At 39.2% G+C, this 209-nt stretch carries 1 protein-coding gene; it reads right to left on the minus strand.

What is annotated here, in order from left to right:
• Positions 1 to 209 (minus strand): hypothetical protein (locus tag ACWA1B_RS23850; RefSeq protein WP_456911185.1); only part of this gene is annotated, 209 nt, incomplete at both ends.

Raw genomic sequence — 209 nt, forward strand, 5'->3', positions numbered from 1 at the left:
CATCTGTGTAAGTAACAATAAGATTTCCTGATGCATCAACAGTTGTGCTGGCAATACCTTTTCCGTCCAAACCATTGATTCCATTAGTACCGTTTACCCCATCAATACCTTTTATTCTTCCAAGGTCTGAAGTTGTTCCATCTGTGTAAGTAACAATAAGATTTCCTGATGCATCAACAGTTGTGCTGGCAATACCTTTTCCGTCCAAA

It is taken from the genome of Flavobacterium xizangense, from assembly GCF_054075145.1.